13 protein-coding genes, 1 tRNA gene and 1 other RNA gene are annotated in these 19,925 nt (G+C 69.7%); 7 read left to right on the plus strand and 8 right to left on the minus strand.

The window, feature by feature from the left end; all coding sequences use genetic code 11:
* Positions 1-110: 110 nt before the first annotated feature.
* Both NCCP_RS09115 and NCCP_RS09120 read right to left on the minus strand, forming a co-directional pair.
* On the minus strand, positions 111-1,313 hold the full coding sequence (locus NCCP_RS09115; protein WP_149956929.1) for an aromatic ring-hydroxylating oxygenase subunit alpha: 1,203 nt from the start codon (positions 1,311-1,313) through the stop codon (positions 111-113).
* Between the two features lie 41 nt (positions 1,314-1,354).
* Positions 1,355-2,545 (minus strand): NAD(P)/FAD-dependent oxidoreductase, encoded by a 1,191-nt coding sequence (locus NCCP_RS09120; RefSeq protein ID WP_149956930.1) that lies wholly within the window; start codon positions 2,543-2,545, stop codon positions 1,355-1,357.
* A gap of 266 nt (positions 2,546-2,811) precedes the next feature.
* Between NCCP_RS09120 and NCCP_RS09125 the strand changes: the two genes are divergently transcribed.
* Positions 2,812-3,501, plus strand: a complete 690-nt coding sequence (locus NCCP_RS09125; protein ID WP_149956931.1) for a GntR family transcriptional regulator — start codon at positions 2,812-2,814, stop codon at positions 3,499-3,501.
* Positions 3,502-3,557: 56 nt separating this feature from the next.
* On the opposite strand, the gene NCCP_RS09130 is transcribed toward NCCP_RS09125, so the two are convergent.
* From NCCP_RS09130 to NCCP_RS09145, 4 genes are all read right to left on the minus strand, one after another.
* On the minus strand, positions 3,558-6,050 hold the full coding sequence (locus tag NCCP_RS09130; protein WP_149956932.1) for a GcvT family protein: 2,493 nt from the start codon (positions 6,048-6,050) through the stop codon (positions 3,558-3,560).
* A gap of 60 nt (positions 6,051-6,110) precedes the next feature.
* Complete coding sequence (gene purU / locus NCCP_RS09135; protein WP_149956933.1) at positions 6,111-7,016, minus strand: formyltetrahydrofolate deformylase; 906 nt, start codon at positions 7,014-7,016, stop codon at positions 6,111-6,113.
* Between the two features lie 267 nt (positions 7,017-7,283).
* Positions 7,284-9,239: a BCCT family transporter gene (locus tag NCCP_RS09140; protein WP_149956934.1), complete on the minus strand. Its 1,956-nt coding sequence runs from the start codon at positions 9,237-9,239 to the stop codon at positions 7,284-7,286.
* Positions 9,232-9,582, minus strand: coding sequence for a bifunctional 3-phenylpropionate/cinnamic acid dioxygenase ferredoxin subunit (locus NCCP_RS09145; protein ID WP_149956935.1), 351 nt, complete (start codon positions 9,580-9,582; stop codon positions 9,232-9,234). Before NCCP_RS09145 ends, NCCP_RS09140 begins: the two co-directional genes overlap by 8 nt.
* 220 nt (positions 9,583-9,802) lie before the next feature.
* Here NCCP_RS09145 and NCCP_RS09150 point away from each other — a divergent pair, with 220 nt between their 5' ends.
* Positions 9,803-10,702, plus strand: coding sequence for an HAD family hydrolase (locus NCCP_RS09150; RefSeq protein WP_149956936.1), 900 nt, complete (start codon positions 9,803-9,805; stop codon positions 10,700-10,702).
* A gap of 669 nt (positions 10,703-11,371) precedes the next feature.
* On the opposite strand, the gene mmsB is transcribed toward NCCP_RS09150, so the two are convergent.
* Positions 11,372-12,283 carry a 3-hydroxyisobutyrate dehydrogenase gene (gene mmsB / locus NCCP_RS09155; protein ID WP_149956937.1) on the minus strand — a complete coding sequence of 304 codons (912 nt, stop codon included), beginning with the start codon at positions 12,281-12,283 and terminating at the stop codon, positions 11,372-11,374.
* A 410-nt stretch (positions 12,284-12,693) separates the two neighbouring features.
* A tRNA-Ser gene (locus tag NCCP_RS09160) sits at positions 12,694-12,782 on the minus strand.
* A 215-nt stretch (positions 12,783-12,997) separates the two neighbouring features.
* Here NCCP_RS09160 and ffs point away from each other — a divergent pair.
* From ffs to NCCP_RS09185, 5 genes are all read left to right on the plus strand, one after another.
* Positions 12,998-13,094, plus strand: an RNA gene (ffs, locus tag NCCP_RS09165) — signal recognition particle sRNA small type.
* A gap of 29 nt (positions 13,095-13,123) precedes the next feature.
* Positions 13,124-14,014 (plus strand): tRNA glutamyl-Q(34) synthetase GluQRS, encoded by an 891-nt coding sequence (gene gluQRS, locus NCCP_RS09170; protein WP_149956938.1) that lies wholly within the window; start codon positions 13,124-13,126, stop codon positions 14,012-14,014.
* Between the two features lie 38 nt (positions 14,015-14,052).
* A complete protein-coding gene (locus NCCP_RS09175) occupies positions 14,053-17,688 on the plus strand; it encodes a DNA polymerase III subunit gamma and tau (RefSeq protein ID WP_149956939.1) in 3,636 nt (1,211 codons plus the stop codon).
* 59 nt (positions 17,689-17,747) lie between these two features.
* On the plus strand, positions 17,748-18,347 hold the full coding sequence (gene recR / locus NCCP_RS09180; protein ID WP_149956940.1) for a recombination mediator RecR: 600 nt from the start codon (positions 17,748-17,750) through the stop codon (positions 18,345-18,347).
* Positions 18,348-18,560: 213 nt separating this feature from the next.
* Positions 18,561-19,847 carry an aspartate kinase gene (locus NCCP_RS09185; RefSeq protein WP_149956941.1) on the plus strand — a complete coding sequence of 429 codons (1,287 nt, stop codon included), beginning with the start codon at positions 18,561-18,563 and terminating at the stop codon, positions 19,845-19,847.
* The last annotated feature ends 78 nt before the right edge of the window (positions 19,848-19,925 follow it).

Here is a 19,925-nt window from a genome sequence, read left to right on the forward strand (position 1 = left end):
ATCGCCAGCGCCAGCGTCTCGGGCCCGCCCTTCCGGTTCCGGCCCAAGGAACAGCCCGGCCTGCCCAAATTCCTCAAGCAGGCCGGGCTGGAAATCGCCCGGAGGAAGGGCTACCCCACCACCACCTGGGCCCGCTGCTCCAGTGGAGCCGTGGCCGGGGCAAGGCCCAGCAGGTCCTCTCCGGAAGGCTGCACGTCGCCGACCCTGGAGCTCACCCAGTCGTGGAAGGCGCCGATGTGGTGCTCGCTGGGCACCAGCACGCCGCCCTTGGAGTAAACCTTGGAGGCCATTCCCGGCTGGCAGCGCTCGCAGGCATCGAAGTCCTGCATGTTCACGCGGTGGAACAGTTCCACCGAGGCGGTGACGTCCTTGCCGGACTCGACCACGCTGGGCAGGTAGAGCCAGTCGCACTCGACGATGGTGTGGTCGGCGGCCAGCGGGAACATCCGGTGGATGATCACGTGGTCGGGCACCAGGTTCACGAAAACGGTCGGCTTGATGGTGATCGCGTAGTAGCGCCGGTCCTGGTCCTCGCTCACGCCGGGAATCAGGTCCAGGCCCTCCGAGCCGTCCACCGTGAAGCCCTTGATGTCCTCGCCGAACTCCGCGCCGTGGCCCACGAAGTACTGCGCGGCCAGGCCGTCGGCGAACTCGGGCAGGACCTCGGTCAGTTCCGGGTGGATGGTGGCGCAGTGGTAGCACTCCATGAAGTTCTCGATGATGAGCTTCCAGTTCGCCTTGACGTCATACTTGATGCGCCGGCCGACCAACAGGTTGGCCACGCCATAGCCGTCGATGGCCTCCAGGTCGCCGAGCCGCTCCTCGATGGCCCCCATCACGTCTTCCTCGAAGGACGGCGGGTTCTCGGCCAGGCAGACCCACACGTAGCCCAGGTACTCGCGGATGTGGACCTTCGCCAGGCCGTACTCGTGCCGGTCGATATCCGGCATCTTGGTCAGGTTGGGCGCAGCGACGAGCTTGCCCTCGAAGTCGTAGGTCCAGGCGTGGTAGGGGCACTGGAAGGAACGCTCAACCTGTCCGGACTCCTCCATGCACAGCTTCACGCCGCGGTGCCGGCAGATGTTGTAGAACGCGCGGATCTCGCCCTTGCGGGTCCGGCTGATCAGGACGCTCTCGCGGCCGATCTGGACCGTCTTCCACGCACCGGCCTTGTCCAGGTCGGCGGTCCGGATGGCGCAGAACCACATCTGCTCGAAGATGCGTTCCTGTTCGGCGCGGAAGATTGCGGCGTCGGTGTAGGTGTGCCCGGGCAGGGTCGAGATGAGGCTGGGGGAGGTTACTTCAACGGCCATCGTTTCTCCTTGAGTGTGCGGTGAGGGTCAGGCGGGGAGGGTCAGGCGGGGACGGAAGAAGTGGGGGCGGACGCGGCGGCCTGCGCGAGGGCGCGGCGCCACTTGACGAACAGCCGGGGCTGGTTCATACCCAGCACGGCCACGGGCTCCGAGGCCCGGTAATAGACGGCCAGGAGGTCGTGGGCCTGGGCGGAGCCGGCTTCGATCTCCACCCGGTCAGCTTCCCCGGCGTTGCCGGCGAACTGCAGTTTCACGCCATGCTGGTCGGACCAGAAGTAGTGCGGCTTGGGCTTCGCGGCGGACGGGGCAGCGCCCAGGAGCGCCTCCACCGCGATTTCCGCCTGCTCCGTGGCCGAGGTCCAGTGCTCCACGCGCCGGTGTGTTTCCGCGCGCTCGTCGAACCATGCGGCGCAGTCCCCGGCGGCGACGATGCCCGGCAGGTTTGTCCGGCCCGCCGCGTCGCACAGGACGCCGTTCTTGACGTCGAGGCCGGAGAAGGACAGCCATGCCGTGTTCGGCACGGCACCGATGCCCACCAGAACGAGGTCCGCGGCCAGCCGCTGCCCGTTGGTGAGGTTCAGGCCGGTGACCCTTCCACCGGCGCTCTCGACGCTGTCGATGGTGGTGTCCCGGAGCAGGGCCACGCCACGGCTTACCTGCAGCCCCGCCACCACTTCGCCCATTTCCGCGCCGAGGGCGGCGCTGAACGGAACCGGTTCGGCGTTCACGAGGGTCACCTCCAACCCTAAGGACGAGGCGGTGGAGGCGACTTCGGCTCCGATGAAACCGGCCCCGATGATCACCAGCCGGCGGCCGGGAAGCAGTTCGGCCGCCAGCTGCCGGCTGTCGTCCAGGGTCCGCAGGGTGTGGACGTTGGTGAACCCCTCCAGGCTGGGAAGCCGGCGTGCGGAGGCGCCGGTGGCGATCACGATGCCGTCCGCGGCAATGATCGTCCCGTCCTCGAGCATGATGGCCTTGGCCTCGCCGTCCAGGCCGAGGGCCCGGTGCCCGAGCAGCCACTCGGCCTGGAGGTCCTCGTTTCCGGCCTCCAGTGCGAGGTCCCCGGCCGTCATCCTGCCCAGCAGGAAATCCTTGGACAGCGGAGGCCGGTCATACGGGCGCTCCGCCTCGTCCCCGACGATCACGAGCCTGCCCGCAAAGCCTTTGGCGCGCGCAGCGCGTGCTGCCGACAAGCCGGCCAAGGATGCCCCGACGATGGCTAGGGTTTCCATTCACCCTCCTCATTCTTAGTGCGAGCACTTTTTATTACGCACGTTTTTATTGCGTCTTGTGCAACAGGTCTCACTATCCGCAACGACTTCCCCAGTGTGATCAACGCCATAGTGAGTGTCAAGGATGGTCCGGCCAATCTGACGCCGGGATTTCTTCGATCCTCCGGTCCGCACGCACGCCAGCCTTTCCCCGACCGGGTGCCGGAGGGCCCTGAGCAGGGGCTCTGAGCAGGAAGGGGCCGCGCGACCGGTCGCGGGCGCCTATCATGCTGGAGGATCGTTCACGGATCCCCGAATCGGACGGGAAGGCCAACATCTTGGGAGAAACCGGGCTTACCCGGGCGGAATTCGCGTACCGGGAGCTTCGCCAGCGCATCATCGACATGCGGCTGCCCCCGGGCGAGCCCCTGGACGAGGAGTCGCTCATGGCCAGCCTTGAGCTCGGCCGCACCCCGCTGCGGGAAGCGGTCAAGCGCCTTGAAACCGACCGCCTGCTCGTCGTGTACCCGCGCCGGGGCACCTTCGTCGCGGAGGTCAATATCCGGGACCTCGGGGAGATTTCCGACGCCCGGCGGGTCCTTGAGGCCTTCGCCGCGCGCAGGGCGGCCGAACGCGCTACCGGGGAGGATCGCGGCAAGCTGCGGTCCTGCCTGGAGGCCTTAAAGCAGGCGCCCGACGGCACCAACCAGACCTCGATCGACCTGGACGCGCAGATCCACCGCACCATTTATGCCACCATGCGCAACAGCTATGTCGAAGCGACGCTGATCCAGTACTTTGCCCTGTCCCAGCGCATGTGGAACTTTGTGCTGGCGGGACTGGCGCCCATCTCGGGGAACGTCCAGGAGCACGTGGCCCTCCTGGAGGCAATCATCGACGGTGACCCCGACAAGGCGGCACGCCTGGCCGAGGAGCACGTCAGCCACTTCGAGCAGCTGGTCCAGCGCTCCCTGTAGGGCGCCCGGGACACGGAAAGGGCCCGGAACCATGCGGTTCCGGGCCCCGGCCGGTGTCAGGCGCGGATCTTCTTCATCTCGGGATCGACCAGCGGCTCGGCCGTGACGGTTGCGTCAACCATCCGGTCGAAGTACCTGATCTGCACCCTGGTCCCTTCGGTGGCGGAGGCCGGCAGCCACGCGTAGGCCACGGGCTTGTGCACCGTGTAGCCGTAGGCGGCGCTGGTGACGTAGCCGGAGGGCTTGCCGTCGATGAAGACCGGCTCCTTGCCGAGCACCACGGAGACGCCGTCGTCGACGGTCAGGCAGCGCAGCCGCTTGCCGTCTTCCGCGTCCCGGCGCCGTTCCACGGCCTCCTTGCCGACGTAGTCCTCCTTGTTGCCGCGGACCGCGAAGCCAAGCCCGGCCGCGAAGGGATCGTGCTCCGTATCCATGTCCGTGCCCCAGGACCGGTAGCCCTTCTCCAGGCGGAGGCTGTTGAAGGCGCCGCGCCCGGCGGCGATGACGCCCAGCTCCCGGCCCGCTTCCCACAGCGCGTCCCACAGCTTCAGCCCGTCGGCCGCATCGGCATAGATCTCCCAGCCCAGCTCACCGACATAGGACAGGCGCATGACGCGCACGTTGATGCCGGCGATGGTGGTGCTGGCCGCGCGGAAGTACTTCAGCCCGTCATTGGAGAGGTCCTGCGGGGTCAGCGGCTGGACCAGGTCGCGGGCCCGCGGGCCCCAGACGCCGATGCAGCAGGTGTCGTCCGTGGTGTCCTCCACGCGGACCCACTGGTCCGGATGAGCCTCGGTGTACTCGGCGGCGCGGCGGACCAGGTAGTCGAAGTCGATGCCGCCGTTGGCTCCGATCTGGAAGAGGTCCTCCCCGATCCGGGCAATGGTCAGGTCGCTGCGGATGCCGCCGGCGTCGTCGAGCAGCAGGGTGTAGGTCACGGAGCCAACGCTCTTGTCCAGCTGTCCCGTGCTCAGGTGCTGGAGCAGGGCCAGCGCGCCGGGTCCGGAGACTTCCAGCCGCTTCAGCGGGGTCATGTCGTACATGGCCACGTTGGTGCGGGTGGCGTAGGCCTCCGCCGCGGAGATGGGCGAATCGAACTTCGCGGCCCACGGGTCGCGGGCCGGCGGCTGCCAGTCCTGCGGCAGGGACTGCAGCAGCGGCTCATTGGCCGTGTACCAGTGCGGGCGCTCCCAGGCGGCGGATTCCAGGAAGAAGGCGCCCAGCTCCACCTGGCGCTCGTGGAAGGGGGCAAGGCGCAGGTTCCGCGGCGAGAGCTTGGGCTCCAGGGGGTGGCGGATGTCGTAGATCTCGACGAAGTTCTGCTGCGAGGTCTCCAGGACGTAGTCGCGCTCCAGCTGGACCTTCTCGAAGCGGGCGATGTCCAGTTCGCGGAGGTCGGTTTCCGACCGGCCGTCGACCAGGAGCTGCGCGACCGCCTTGGCCACGCCGGCCGAATGGGTCACCCAGACGGCCTCGGCGATGAAGAAGCCCTTGAGGTCCTTCGACTCGCCCACCAGTGACCCGCCGTCCGGGGTGAAGGAGAAGATGCCGTTGAAGGCGTCGCTGATGCCGGCCTCGTTCAGCGAGGGCAGCAGCTGCTTGCAGGCCTTCCAGGGCTGCTCGAAGTCCTCCGCGGTGAAGTCCAGGCGGGACGGCATGGCCTCTTCGGTGATGCGGTTGCCCCCGGGGAGCTCGTCGTAGCCGACCGGGATGGGACGGTGGGCGTAGGAGCCGATGCCCAGGCGGCTGCCGTGCTGGCGGAAGTACAGGTCCTCGTTCTGGTGGCGCAGGATCGGAAGCGCGGCGTTGTTTCCGGTGCCGACGGCGGTTTCCGGGTGCCCGGCCAGCTCCGGGATCGAGGTGGTGGTGACGTACTGGTGCGCCAGGGGAACCAGTGGAACCTCCATCCCCATGAGGTCGCCGATTTGGGGCCCCCAGAAGCCGGCCGCGGAGATCACCACGTCCGCCGGGAAGAAGGTGTCGCCGCTGCGGACGCCGGTGACGCGGCCTGCGGCCCGTTCCACCCCGGTCACCGGGGTGTTGCCCAGGAAACGGGCCCCGCGGGCCTCGGAGCGTTCGCGCAGCAGCTCGACCGCAAGGAGCGAGGAGGCCAGTCCGTCGGTGGGCAGGTACAGCGCACCCAGGACCAGGTCCTCGTCGATCAGCGGGTGGAGGGCCTTCGCCTCGGCCGCGTCGATCACGCGGGCTTCCAGCCCCCACGCCGTGGCGAAGTTGCAGCGGCGGTGCAGTTCGGCCAGGCGCTCCGGCGAGGTGGCCACCTCCAGGCCCCCGACCTGGTTGAAGGCACGTGCTCCGCCGCGCGTCAGGGAGGCGAGCTTCTGGCCGGTGTAGGCGGCCAGCTCCGTCATCGTCCGGGACGAGTTGGTCTGGAAGACCAGGCCCGGCGCGTGCGAGGTCGAGCCACCCGTCAGGGGGATCGGTCCCTTGTCCAGGACGGTGATGTCGGTCCAGCCCCGTTCGGTGAGCTCGTCGGCCAGGTTCGCCCCGACGATCCCGGCCCCGATGATGACAACGCGAGGAGACTTCATGAAAGTGCCTTTCGATTTGCCCCTGCGCAGGGGCGTGGTTCAGTGGTGGTGGGGTCGGGGCTAGTGGAAGACGACGGTTCGGTGGCCGCTGAGCATGACGCGGTTCTCCGCGTGCCAGCGGACCGCTCGGGCGAGGGCCAGCGCCTCGGTATCCCTGCCTACGGTGGCCAGTTCCTCCGGGGTCATCCGGTGGTCCACCCGCACGACCTCCTGCTCGATGATCGGGCCCTCGTCCAGGTCGGCGGTGACGTAGTGGGCTGTGGCCCCGACGTGCTTGACGCCGCGTGCGTGGGCCTGGTGGTACGGGCGCGCGCCCTTGAACCCGGGCAGGAAGGAGTGGTGGATGTTGATGGCGCGCCCGGAGAGCCGGTTGCAGAGGTCGTCGGAGAGCACCTGCATGTAGCGGGCGAGCACCACCAGGTCGGCCTCGAACTGCTCCACCACGTCCAGCAGCCGCTGCTCGGCCGCGGGCTTGGACGCCGCGTCGACGGGGATGTGGACGAAGGGGAGCCCGGCCGCCTCGGCCATCGGGCGCAGGTCCTCGTGGTTGGATACCACGGCGACCAGGTCGGCCGGCAGGCTTCCGGTCTGCCACCGGAAAATCAGGTCGTGGAGGCAGTGCCCGAACTTGGACACCATGATCAGCACCCGCGGCCTGGTGGCGTCGCTGAACGTGTAGGTCATGCCGAATTCCCGGGCGGTGTCCTCGAAGCGGCGCGTGAGGGTCTCGGCGTCGGCATCCTGTGCAGTGAAGGCCGTCCGCATGAACAGGGTGTTCTCCACCCGGTCATCGAACTGCTGGTGCTCGGTAATGTCCGCGCCCAGTTCCGCCAGGAAGCGGGACACCGCGTGGACGATGCCGGGCCGCTGGGGGCAGGACAGCGTCAGGACGCCGACGTGCGGGTTTGGGCTCGCGGCGCGGGCTTCGGTGGAGACCCGCGGTTCCAAAGTGGCTTGGGTGGTCATTGGTGCTCCTTCAGGTGGTCCGCTTCAGGGAGAGGCTGGATGTGAAGCTGGGGTTTGGGCTGCGGTCGAAACCGGAGGTGAAGCGTGGGAGTGGGGGGCGGGCGCGTAGCCCCTGGCGGCGGGGCCGGCCCTTCCCGTTTCCGGGGGGCGCCTCCCGGACCGGTGTGATACGGATCTCTCTGATCATACAACTGATATATGAGGGAATGCTAGTGGTGATTTCCCCCTTCCTGCCCCCGGGCCCGGCTCCCGGGCCCGGGGCAGGAACTAGCTGGTCGAGCGGCGTTCTGCTTCGCCCTCCCCTGCCGGGGACGGGCAGGGCCGCCGCCCGCAGGACTCGCCGCACTCATGCCGGGTCACCAGGTCGAACAGTCCGCCGTTGTGCTGGTCGACCCCGGACCTGATGGCCCGCTCGACGACGGAATCCGCCAGGCGCTTGCGCAGGGCCAGCGGGTCCCGGCGCAGGTCTTTGACCAGCGCAACGCACATCAGGAGCATGACCAGGACGAAGGGCAGGGCCGAAACAATCGTGACCCGCTGCAGCCCGGCCAAAGCATCGGCCGGCTTGTCCCCGCCCGCGAGGAGCATCACGGCCGCCACGGCCCCGGTGAGTGCGCCCCAGAAGATCACGACGCCGCGGCGCGGCTCCTCGGCGCCGTTGGAGCTGAGCGAACCCATGACAAGGGACGCCGAGTCCGCTCCGGTCACGAAGAAGATGGCGACGAGGACCATGGCCAGGACGGACACGGCCGCGGCGGCCACCTGCGCCAGCGGCAGCTGGTGCAGGAGGTCGAACAGCGCGCTGTCGAAGGAGATCGTCGGCACGCCGTCGACCATCGTGGCGATTCCGTCGGACGGGTCCTCTGAAGTGGTGCTGGCGGACTGGATGTGGATGGCCGCGCCCCCAAAGATGCCGAACCAGATCAGGCTGACGATGCTGGGCACCAACAGGACGCCGGTCACGAACTGGCGGATCGTCCGCCCCCGGCTGATGCGGGCGATGAACATGCCGACGAACGGGGTCCAGGAGACCCACCAGGCCCAGTAGAAGATGGTCCAGCCCGACATCCAGTCGCGCAGGGCTCCGTCCCCCACAGCCTCCGTCCGGGAAGACATTTCCGGCAGGTTCGCCGCGTAATCCCCCACCGCCGACGGAATGAGGTTGAGGATGAACAGCGACGGGCCCGCCACGAAGACGATCAGGGCAAGCAGCACGGCCAGGACCATGTTGATGTTGGCCAGCCACTGAATGCCGCGCCGGATCCCGGAGACCGCGGAGGCGATGAAGCAGAAGGTCAGGATGGCGACGATCCCCACCAGGATCGGGGTGGCAAGCTGCCCCCCGATCCACCCGTTGGAAGCCAGGCCGCTGCCGATCTGCAGCGCCCCGAGCCCCAGGGAGGCTGCCGTTCCGAAGAGCGTGGCGAAGATGGCGAGCATGTTGATGAACCGCCCGGCTGCGCCATCCACCGACTTGGCCCCAAAAAGGGAGGTGAAGGCCGCGGAGATCAGCTGCCGCCGGCCCAGGCGGAAGGTTCCGTAGGCCATGGCCAGCCCAACCACCGCGTACATGGCCCACGGGTGGAGGGTCCAGTGGAACAGCGAGGTCGCCATGGCCGCCTGGATGGCCTCGGGGGTCTGGCCCTCCACGGTGCCGGGCGGGGGTGAGATGTAGTGGTACAGCGGCTCGGCGACGCCGTAGAACATCAGGCCGATGCCCATGCCGGCCGCGAACATCATGGAGATCCATGAGATGGTCCGGAACTCGGGCTTCTCACCGTCCTTGCCCAGCGGGATATTGCCGAAGCGCCCCAGCGCCAGCCACAGGACGTAGACAACAAACAGCGAAGCCAGCGCAATGAACAGCCAGCCTGTGTCCTTCATCACCCAGTCCAGGGCCGCCTGGGACACGGCGGCGAGACTCTCCCGGCCGGCGAAGCCCCACACGACGAAGGCCAGGGCCAGCGCGCCCGCCACGCCGAAGACGGTCTTGTCCAGCCGGGGGCGCTCGCGGAGAACGCGGTGCGCCACGGCCTGTTCCGTGGCGCTCTGGCGCAGCGTCTCCAGGATTTCGAGGTCCTCGTCTACGGGATGTTCCTCCACTGCGTGCCCCGGCTCCGGCCGCTCTTCAATAACCTCGGCAAGGGGGGCATCACTGAGGGGGGCGCCCCCGGCAGCCACCAGAACCTCTTCCGTCCCCGGGCCCTGCGTTTCCTTATACATGGCCACCGACCGTCAGTCCAGGCGGCAGGTTCGGGGCTTCCTGCGACTCGATGACCATGATGTCCCCGTCAATCACGGCGACCTCGTGGACACGGACCGGCAGCTTGGCCGGGGGCGAGTCCACCGCTCCGGTGCGCAGATCGAATTTAGAGGCGTGGAGCGGGCATTCGACCTCGCACCCCTCGACCCATCCATCCGCGAGGGAGGCGTCCTGGTGTGTACAGGTGTCGTCGATAGCGAAAAGTTCACCTTCTTCGGTGTGGAACACGGCGATGGGTGGGGAGGTATCGAGACGGATCGCGTCTCCCCGCGCTAGGTCGTTGAGTGGGCATGCCCTGTGCATCAGAACCCCTTTCACGCCGCCGCCCTTGAAGCGGGATGACGCTTGTTTTGAATGGATCAACAGGAAGCGAGTTAAGCAACAGTGACGGACCTCACAGGGACCTGTCAAGGGGATCAGGGACCACGTCACACCCCGCCGGAGACGGCCCATGTCAGGCGGGGGAGGACGGTTTTGCCGCCACACAGCCCCGGGCCCGGGCCGGGGCTGGGAGAATGGACGAATGCTTTCGACTCCGCCTTTTGCCCTGCTTCTCGACGTCGACGGGCCCATCGCGAGCCCCATTACCCGCACGGTCCGCCCGCGGGTCATTTCACTGCTGAAGGAGCTGGGCGCCTCCGGAATCCCCGTGGTCTTCAACACCGGCCGGTCCGACGACTTCATTGCCCGGCAGGTCATGGAACCCATGCTTGCCACCGGGCTGCCGGAGGGGATGACGGTGCACGCCATCTGCGAAAAGGGCGCCACCTGGTTCTCCTTCACGGCGGCGGGCCCCGGGAGGGTGCACGTGGACCACTCACTGGCCGTTCCCGGCCCCTACGCGGACGACATCCGCGCCCTGGTGGCCGCGGACTACGCCGACCACATGTTCTTCGACGAGACGAAGCGGGCAATGGTCTCCGTGGAGCAGCGCCTCGACGTGGCCAACGCCGACTACCTTGCCGAACAGGAACATTTCGACGCCGACGCGCTTGCCGCGATGGCCCGGCACGGACTCAGCGCGGTGCGGCTGGACCACCATGCCGCGACGCAGGACTACGGGGGCCAGGACGAGGCGGTCGGCTACATTGTGGACCCCACCATCATTTCCACCGACATCGAATCTGTCCGGCTCGGCAAGGACCTCGGCGCCGACCGGGCCTGCGAACTGCTCGCCCGCGACGGGATCGTGCCGCGTTCGTGGTTCACGGTCGGGGATTCGCGCACCGACTACGCCATGGCGGACTGGCTGCACGACCGGGGCCACCAGGTCAGCCACGTGGACGTGCGCCCGGCCGACGGCGTTCCGGCCAAGCCGTACCCCATCCTGACCGGGGCCGACCTGAACCTGTCCGCGGACGCCATCCACGACGACGCCGGGGAGGCCTTCCTGGCGCACTGGATGGGTTCCCTGGGCTCCTAGCTGGTTCCCTGGGTTCCCTGATTTCCCGGGCTCCTGGACGGCGACCCCGCGCTTCCTGTCGGGGGCGGCGGGTACAAAGGGGAACAGGAAAGGCGCGGGCGCACCAACGCCCCGGGACGGCGTGGAAGACGGCAGTGGGCTACTACAACGATCTGGCGTTCCACCTGCGGCGGCGGCACCTCAGCGACGCCGAGGTGGCCAGGATCCTGAATACCGTACGCCGGAAGGCCGCCCGGGCGAAGGTCCCGCCCCTCGACGCCGTTGGACCGGCCGGCGCATACGCGCGGACGTTCCCGCGGGCATCCGGGAGGCGGACGTTCCCGCGGGTGGCTGCGTGCCTGTACGTGGCGGGCGCACTGTTCGCCCTGTTCGTGGGGTTCGGCCCCGAAGTTCCCGCCGTGCGCGGAGTAGACCCCGCGCTGCTGGTACGGGAACTGGGCCGCTTCCCCATGCTGCGCCTGGGGCTGCCGTACCTGTTCCTGGTCGCGGCGGCCCACGTGGTGTACCTGTGCCGGCTGCCGGCGGGGTTCCGGAAGAAACCCGGGTCCACTGCGCCCTCGTCACCCCGTTCGGCGTCACCCCGTTCGGCCGCACCCCGCTCGGCCGCACCCCGTTCGGCTGCACCCCGCACGGCGTCCCGCCCGTCACCCCGCTCGGCGTCCCGCCCTGTCAGGGCCGGTAGCCCTCCACGGTCCCGTCGCGGGTGACGTACTTGACCACCAGGGAACAGTCCTTGCCGCCCAGCCCCTCTTCGTCCAACCGGCGGAACTGCTCGCGGGCCACGTGCGCGGCCGGGGTATGGAGCCCCGCGGCGCCGGCGGCCTCCAGTGCGATCCTGATGTCTTTCAGGGCCAGGTCCGCACGGAAAGTGGCGTCAAAGTTGCGGTTGGCCGCAGCCGAATCCACCACGCCGGGCACCGGGTACCAGGTCTTTTGGGGCCAGGACGCGCCGGAGGAAACGGATGCGATCTCGTAGAACACTTTGGGATCCAACCCCAGCTCCCGCGCCAGCTGCGACCCCTCGGCCACCCCTAAGAGACTCACGAAGAGCATCAGGTTGTTGCAGAGCTTGGCGGCGATTCCCGCCGTCGGACCTCCCGCCGGAATAATCCGCCCGGCCATGGGCCCGATGAAGCGTTCGGCGTCGGCGACGGCTTCGGGTTCGCCGCCGAGCATGAACGTGAGGGTCCCGGCTGCCGCCCCGGCAATCCCCCCGGAGACCGGCGAATCCACGAACCGGAACCCGCGCCGGGCGGATTCCTCGTGGCAGCGGCGCGAGGAGGAGATATCGGAGGTGGAGGTGTCCAGCAGCAGGGTGCCCGGGGCGGCGTTGGCCCACACCCCGTCCGGGGCCCCGTACACCTCCAGCACGTGCGCTCCGGTGGGCAGGCTCGTAAAGACGGCATCCGCACCGGCCGCCGCGGCGGCCAGCGACCCGACCACCTCCACTCCCCCGCGCGCGGCCTCGGCGCAGGCCGCGGCGCTCGGGTCGTAGCCGCGCACCGTGTGCCCAGCCTTGACCAGGTTCGCTGTCATCGGCGCTCCCATGTGCCCCAGCCCAATCCAGCCGTACGTCGCCATCAGGATCTCCCCTGTCCTCGCCTGTCCCCGCCTGCCTGTCCCCGCCTGCCTGTCCGGGATAGGACACACGCTAGGACGAACCCGCGCCGGGCAACAGGGCGCGGGGACAACCGGGCGTTGGGACCCGAACCACGACGGGCGATGGCGGTGAGGCGGTGGTATGGGCCTGCGCGCAGGACCATGGCACCGGACGGCGGGCGCCGGACGACAGGGGGCGCGAACGGCCGCGGCGGTTTCCTCCGAAAGGGGCTCGGTGCGCAGGGCGAACCGCCCAAGGAGCGAGCCCGCCGTCCCGCCCGACCAGGAACTTCTCGAAGTTCCAAAAAATGTCCCCGCCGGCCCCGCCCGGCAGGAGTTTAAGGGCAAAAGAATGCGGCCCGCACCGTTGCCGGTGCGGGCCGCATTCCATCTGGCGGAGGATGGGGGATTTGAACCCCCGAGGGCTGTTAACCCAACACGCGTTCCAGGCGTGCGCCATAGGCCGCTAGGCGAATCCTCCAGATACGCTTCAAAGCGCGAGTAATAGCCTAGCGGAGTTTTGGGAAAGTTCCCAATCGGGGCCCGGGGCCCCCGCGGCCGGTCCCCCGGCACGCGGAGAACGCTGCTTGGGAAGTGCGCCCCATCGGCGGCGGATGGGGCGCACTTCCCCAGCCGCGTTGCAGCGAGGGCGGCCGGGGCGTGCACGGATGCCCCGGAAGATCGGGTATAGTTTTCGACGGCCCCTCATGTGGTGTCATCCTGTTGAACTCCCCCAGGACCGGAAGGTAGCAAGGGTAGACGGGCTCTGGCAGGTACATGGGGGGTCTTTACTTTTCCCGCCATTCCGCGAGGAGGCAGCAGATGGGCGCAGGCCGGTTCGCACCGAGCCCTTCCGGGGAACTGCACCTGGGGAACCTGCGCACCGCAATCCTTGCCTGGCTCTTCGCCCGCTCCACCGGCCGCAGCTTCCTGCTGCGTATCGAGGACCTGGACCGTGCCCGCGCCGGATCCGAGGAGGCCCAGGTCCGCGACCTCGCCGCACTGGGCCTGGACTGGGACGGGCCCATCGAGCGCCAATCCGGGCGCCTGGACGTATTCGCCGCCGCCGTGGAGGACCTGCGCACCCGCGGCCTGCTCTATGAGTGCTACTGCACCCGCCGGGACATCGCCGAGTCCCCTTCCGCCCCGCACGCCGCACCCGGTGCCTACCCCGGAACCTGCCGCGAGCTCACCGAGGCGGAGCGGGCCGCCCGCCGCGCCTTCCGGCCGGCCGCGCTGCGGCTGCGGACCGGCGTCGGGCAGTACACCGTGACGGACACGCTGCACGGGCAGTACACGGGTATCGTGGACGACTTCGTGGTGGTGCGCAATGACGGCGTACCCGCGTACAACCTGGCGGTGGTGGTCGATGACCACCTGCAGGGCGTGGACCAGGTGGTCCGCGGCGACGACCTGCTCAGTTCCGCCCCGCGCCAGGCATACCTGGCCACGCTGCTCGGGGCCGCCGTGCCCGAGTACGCGCACGTGCCGCTGGTGCTCAACCGCGAGGGCAGGCGCCTGGCCAAGCGCGACGGCGCGGTGACCCTTGCCGCCCTGGCGGAGGCGGGCGTGGGACCGGAGAAGGTTCGGGCCGCGATCATGGCCTCGCTGGGGCTGCCCGGCGGCCCGCCGCGGGAGGCGCTGGAGGCGTTCGACCCCGCCCGGCTGCCGCGCGAACCGTGGATCCTTCCACCCCTCACAACTGACCTCTAGAAATGCGGGGGGTGCCTCGCGAAAGGTAGGCTCATAGGGTGAGTACAGCCCTTTACCGTCGCTACCGTCCGGACACTTTCGCGGACGTGATCGGGCAGGAGCATGTCACCGTGCCGCTCATGGCGGCGCTGCAGAAGAACCGCGTCAGCCACGCCTACCTGTTCTCCGGACCGCGCGGCTGCGGCAAGACCACCTCCGCCCGCATCCTGGCCCGCTGCCTGAACTGCGAGCAGGGCCCAACGCCCACCCCGTGCGGCACCTGCCCCTCCTGCGTTGAGCTGGGCCGCGGCGGCCCCGGCTCGCTGGACGTCATCGAGATCGACGCGGCCTCCCACGGCGGCGTGGACGACGCCCGCGACCTGCGCGAACGCGCCACCTTCGCCCCGGTGCGCGACCGCTACAAGATCTTCATCATCGACGAGGCCCACATGGTGACCTCGGCCGGCTTCAATGCGCTCCTGAAAATCGTCGAAGAGCCGCCGGAGCACATCAAGTTCATTTTCGCGACGACGGAGCCGGACAAGGTCATCGGCACCATCCGCTCGCGCACCCACCACTACCCGTTCCGGCTGGTTCCGCCGGAACCGCTGATGGCGTACCTGGAGCAGTTGTGCCAGGCGGAGGGCGTTCCGGTGGCCCCCGGAGTGCTCTCGCTGGTGATCCGCGCCGGCGGCGGCTCGGTGCGCGACTCGCTGTCGGTGCTGGACCAGCTGATTGCCGGCGCAGGGCCGGAGGGACTGGACTACGAGCTCGCCGTCTCGCTGCTGGGCTACACGCACGCGTCCCTGTTGGACGACGTGGTGGACGCGATGGCCGCCCAGGACGCCGCGACCGTGTTCGGGGCGGTGGACCGCATCATCCAAACCGGGCACGACCCGCGCCGCTTCGTCGAGGACCTGCTGGAGCGGTTCCGGGACCTGATCATCGTCAAGGCCATGCCGGACACCGCGGGGCAGGTCATCCGCGGTTTGCCCGAGGACCAGCTGAACCGGATGCGCACGCAGGCGGCGCTGTTGGGCCAGTCGGAACTGAGCCGCTCGGCGGACATCACCAACCAGGCCCTGACAGAGATGACCGGAGCCACTTCGCCGCGCCTGCACCTTGAGCTGCTGTGCGCGCGGCTGCTGCTGCCGGCCTCCGACCCCACCGAGCGCGGCATCAATGCCCGCGTGGACCGCCTGGAGCGGCGGATGGCCTACGCCGGCGAAGTCCCGGCCGGCACCGTCCTTCCCGCGTACGACGGCGGCGGCCCGACGGCGGCGGAACCCGCCGGCGGCTTCGGCTCCCCGCGCGAGCAGGGCGCGGCCCAGGTCCGCGAAGCGCTGCGGGCGGCCCGCCGCACGCAGGAACCCGGCGACGCGGAACCTGCGGGGGCCCCGGCCACCGGCTCCCCGCAGCATGGCGGGCCGGCCCCTGTAGTGGAAGCACCGCTTTCCGCGGGTCCTGCTTCCACGGCGCCCGGCTCCGTTGGGTCTGACTCTGCAGCGTCCGGCTCCGATGCCCCAGCGTCCGAGCCGGCCGAGGAGGTCGGGGCACCTGTTGCCCCCGCGCCGTCGGCGGCGCGGCCCTCTGCCGCGCAGGAGGCGGCGGGCGCCGCAGCCCCCCACGGCGAGGCTCCCGTGTGGGGCGATCCCGAAGGGTGGAACGAACCCGTGGAACCGGTTGCCGGAGAAACGGCCGCGCCGGCTCCCGTTGCAGAGGCACCCGCCAGGGTGTCCCCCGCCGCGGCTGCCGCCCCCACCCCGGCGGCCCCTGCCGTCTCCCCGGACTGGGGCGGGTCCTGGGGCGCCATGCCGGAGCCGGAAAAACCAAAGGTGCCGGCCGCTGCCCCGGCACCCGCACCGGCTGCGGCACCCGCGCCGTCCAATCCCGCCCCGTCCAATCCCGCCCCTGTACAGGCGCGGGCGGACGGTGCTGCGGCGGCGCGGCAGCACCAGGCTGGCCAGTCCGCACCCCCACCGGCCCAGGCAGGCCAGCCGGGCCAGCCTGTGGCAGCGCCTGCGCAGGCGGCGGCAGGTGGCAGCGTGGAGATGTTCCGGCGCGCCTGGCCGGAGATCATGAACGAACTCCAGTCGGTGAAGAAGTTCCTGTGGATGACGGTTCAGCCCAATGCCTCGGTCACCGGGTACGACGGCCGCAGCCTCACTGTCTCCTTTGCGCACCAGGGCGCGATGACCGCGTTCACCCGCAGCCAGGACAACGTCAACCTGCTTGCCCAGTGCATCCACAAGGTACTGGGGGTCCAGTGCCAGATCGTCGTGACAGCCGGAGGGTCCGCTCCGGCGGGTGGTTCGGGCCCAAAAGCTGAACGCCGGCCCGGGCCGGCAGATACTCCGTCCGTAGCGCCCCGCCCGGCCGAGCCTGCCGCCGCTGCTGCGCCCGCTCCGGCCCGCACCGGGGAAGTCCCCGCCGCGCCCGGTGCAGCCCGCACGGGGGAAGTCCCCGCCGCGCCCGCACCCGCGGCCCCCGCACCCGCGGGTGCGCACGCACCTGCCACGGCTGCCCCAGCGAACCATTGGCCGAGCCACCCGCCCGCAGTGCCTGCATCCTCCGGGGAGCGCCCGGTTGCCCCCGCTCCCGGCCGAGACCGACCAGCAGCGCCCGCCCCGGCGGAGGCACGGCCGGCCGCGCCCGCACCCTCCGGGGAGCGCCCGGTTGCCCCTGCTCCCGGGCAGGCGCCCGCCGCTCCGGCCCCAATGGCTTCGGTTTCGATCGCTCCGGCCTCCCACCGTGCTGCCCCGGCGGCTCCCGTTGCTCCGGCGGCTCCGGTTGCCCCGGCGGTCCCGGCGGTCCCGGCCCGTGGCCGCTTCGCTTCCCCCGCGGCTTCGCCGGACGACGACGGCGATCCCGGCTACGGCCCGGAACCTGACTTCGGCCCGGAACCTTTCGACGACGGCGCCTACGACTGGAGTGCGGACAGCGTTCCGGTCCCGGACTGGGAACTCCCTCCCGCCGCGCCCACGGGGTCCCCGGCCCGTCCGAACTCCCCCACCCGCCCGGGTCCGTCCGCGCCTCCCTCAGGGGTGGGCTCACCCGCGGCCGGTTCAGGGACGGCACCCTACGCGGGAGGACAGGGCACAAAGGAAGGGCCCGGCGCAGCGGGAAGACACGGCGCAGCGGGAGGACACGGCGCAGCGGAAGAACATGGCCCAGCGGAAGAACACAGCGCAGCGGGACGGCCGGCGCCGTTGTCCGCCAAGGTCCACGGCGGGGAGGCCGCAGCCGCTCCTGCCCCCGGCGCCTCCGCCACGGCACCCACCTGGGGGAACGCCGCGGTGAAGGCTCCCGCGACGGCCCCCGCCACAGTCCCAACCCAGCCCCAGCCCCAGCCCCAGCCCCAAGCGGGGCGCCCGGGGCAGCGGATCAGCCGCTACCAGCAGCTGATGAACCAGGCCGGCGGACAGCCAGGCGGATCCCAGAGTGCCGCCGCGCGGCCCGGGGCTCCCGGCCACCGCGCCGCCGCCCCGGGCTGGGGAAGCATGCCCGCCGCAGGCAGCCCGGCGGGCGCGAACGCCGTAGACTCGAAGTACGTTGAGGACATCCCCAGCGACGACGACATCGCCATCGAGGAATCCGGCCTGGTCGGACGCCCCGCGATCGAACGGCTCCTGAACGGGCGGCTCATCGAGGAGCGCGACCACGAGGGCAACGTCGTCGGCAAACCTGCCTACTAGCCGGCCCGCCGGCACGGTGGGCGACCGAAGATGTCCCGTTTCAAGCAGGGTGAGGTTTTGTGTACGAGGGTGCAGTCCAGGAACTGATCGACGAGCTCGGCCGGCTGCCCGGCGTGGGGCCCAAGTCCGCGCAGCGCATCGCGTTCCACATCCTTGAGGCGGACCCCGAGGACATGAAGCGCCTGTCCGACGCGATCCGTGCGGTCAAGGAGCGCGTGAAGTTCTGCTCGATCTGCTTCAACGTCTCCGAGCAGGAGACGTGCGCGATCTGCCGCGACCCGCGCCGGGACGAGACCGTGCTGTGCGTGGTCGAGGAGTCCAAGGACGTCATGGCCGTTGAGCGCACCCGGTCCTTCCGGGGCCGGTACCATGTGCTGGGGGGCTCCATCAATCCGATCGCCGGCATCGGCCCCGACCAGCTGCACATCCGCGAGCTGCTCAACCGCCTCTCCGACGACCGGATCGAGGAGATTATCATCGCCACCGACCCGAACCTGGAAGGCGAGGCGACGGCCACCTACCTCGCCCGGATGCTCAAGACCATCGGCATCAAGGTCACCCGCCTGGCGTCGGGACTGCCGGTGGGCGGGGACCTGGAGTACGCCGACGAGGTCACCCTGGGCCGGGCCTTCGAGGGCCGGCGCAGCCTGATCGGCTAGGGCGGCCGCAGACCGGAGGCGCCCCCGCGCCGCAAAACACCGGAGTGCGGGCACGTCCAGTCCGGACGGGCCGGGCGGGTCCGGCGAATGTGACCGCGTGGAGTCACGAATGGCCGGGGTGCCGAAACATGCTCGTTACACTGGAACGGCGTGCGGGCACCCGCCGGCACGCCATCGACCCTTTCCAACCAGCCCCGTGGAGTGTGCGTAGGCATGAGCCTCATTGTCCAGAAGTTCGGCGGTTCATCCGTGTCCGATGCCGAAGGCATCAAGCGCGTCGCCCGCCGGATTATTGACACCAAGGCCGCCGGCAACGACGTCGTCGTCGTGGTCTCCGCCATGGGCGACACCACCGACGAACTGCTGGATTTGGCCGCCCAGCTGACCAGCGACGCCCCGGCGCGCGAGATGGACATGCTCCTCTCCGCCGGCGAGCGCATCTCGATGGCCCTGCTGGCCATGGCCATCGACGGCCTGGGCGAGAAGGCGGTGTCTTTCACCGGCAGCCAGGCCGGCATGATCACCGACGCGATCCACGGCAAGGCCCGCATTATCGACGTGTCCCCCCAGCGGGTGCGCCGCGCGATCGACCGCGGCTACGTGGCGATCGTGGCCGGGTTCCAGGGCATGGCCAAGGAATCCAACGACGTCACCACGATGGGCCGCGGCGGCTCCGACACCACCGCGGTGGCCCTGGCGGCAGCCCTGAGCGCCGACAGCTGCGAGATCTACACCGACGTCGACGGCGTCTACACCGCGGACCCGCGCGTGGTGCCTTCGGCCCAGAAGATTGACAAGATCTCCAGCGAGGAGATGCTGGAACTAGCAGCCTCCGGCGCCAAGATCCTGCACCTGCGCTGCGTGGAGTACGCACGCCGCTTCGGCGTTCCGCTTCACGTACGTTCCTCGTTCAGCACGAACGAGGGAACCTGGGTCCTGCCCAGCCCCGACGACCAGATCAAGATTCAAGAGGGGGAGCCCTTGGAACAGCCCATCATCTCCGGTGTCGCCCACGACCGCTCCGAGGCCAAGGTCACGGTCATCGGCGTGCCCGACATCCCCGGCAAGGCCGCGCAGATCTTCGGCGTGATTGCCGGCGCGCACGCCAACATCGACATGATCGTGCAGAACGTGTCCACCGCCGCCTCCGGCAAGACCGACATCTCCTTCACCCTGCCGATCGTCGAAGGCAAGGACGCCCTGGAGGCGCTGCGTGCGGCTCAGGCGGAGATCGGCTTCGAAGGCATCGAGTACGACGACGAGATCGGCAAGCTCTCGCTGATCGGCGCGGGCATGCGCTCCAACCCGGGCGTGTCCTTCACCTTCTTCGAGGCCCTGCACAAGGCCGGCGTGAACGTGGACATGATCTCCACCTCCGAGATCCGCATCTCGGTGGTCACCCACGCCGACAGGCTCAACGACGCCGTGCGCGCCGTCCACGCCGCGTTCGACCTGGACGGCGAGACCGAGGCCACCGTCTACGGCGGCACCGGCCGCTAGGGACTCCCCGCCAGGGGACCCGGCCAGGGGACCAGCCAGAAGACCCGGCCCTTTCGGAAAACACCCGCCCGACCCCGG

Origin of the sequence: Zafaria cholistanensis (assembly GCF_008580665.1) — a bacterium.
Lineage (GTDB): Bacteria > Actinomycetota > Actinomycetes > Actinomycetales > Micrococcaceae > Zafaria > Zafaria cholistanensis.

Coding starts and splice junctions, on each gene's coding strand:
- mmsB (WP_149956937.1), bottom strand. CDS start 12,283: ATGGCGACGTACGGCTGGATTGGGCTGGGGCACATGGGAGCGCCGATG.
- NCCP_RS09140 (WP_149956934.1), bottom strand. CDS start 9,239: ATGTATAAGGAAACGCAGGGCCCGGGGACGGAAGAGGTTCTGGTGGCT.
- NCCP_RS09120 (WP_149956930.1), bottom strand. CDS start 2,545: ATGGAAACCCTAGCCATCGTCGGGGCATCCTTGGCCGGCTTGTCGGCA.
- purU (WP_149956933.1), bottom strand. CDS start 7,016: ATGACCACCCAAGCCACTTTGGAACCGCGGGTCTCCACCGAAGCCCGC.
- NCCP_RS09145 (WP_149956935.1), bottom strand. CDS start 9,582: ATGCACAGGGCATGCCCACTCAACGACCTAGCGCGGGGAGACGCGATC.
- NCCP_RS09185 (WP_149956941.1), top strand. CDS start 18,561: ATGAGCCTCATTGTCCAGAAGTTCGGCGGTTCATCCGTGTCCGATGCC.
- NCCP_RS09125 (WP_149956931.1), top strand. CDS start 2,812: ATGCTGGAGGATCGTTCACGGATCCCCGAATCGGACGGGAAGGCCAAC.
- gluQRS (WP_149956938.1), top strand. CDS start 13,124: ATGGGCGCAGGCCGGTTCGCACCGAGCCCTTCCGGGGAACTGCACCTG.
- NCCP_RS09150 (WP_149956936.1), top strand. CDS start 9,803: ATGCTTTCGACTCCGCCTTTTGCCCTGCTTCTCGACGTCGACGGGCCC.
- NCCP_RS09115 (WP_149956929.1), bottom strand. CDS start 1,313: ATGGCCGTTGAAGTAACCTCCCCCAGCCTCATCTCGACCCTGCCCGGG.
- NCCP_RS09130 (WP_149956932.1), bottom strand. CDS start 6,050: ATGAAGTCTCCTCGCGTTGTCATCATCGGGGCCGGGATCGTCGGGGCG.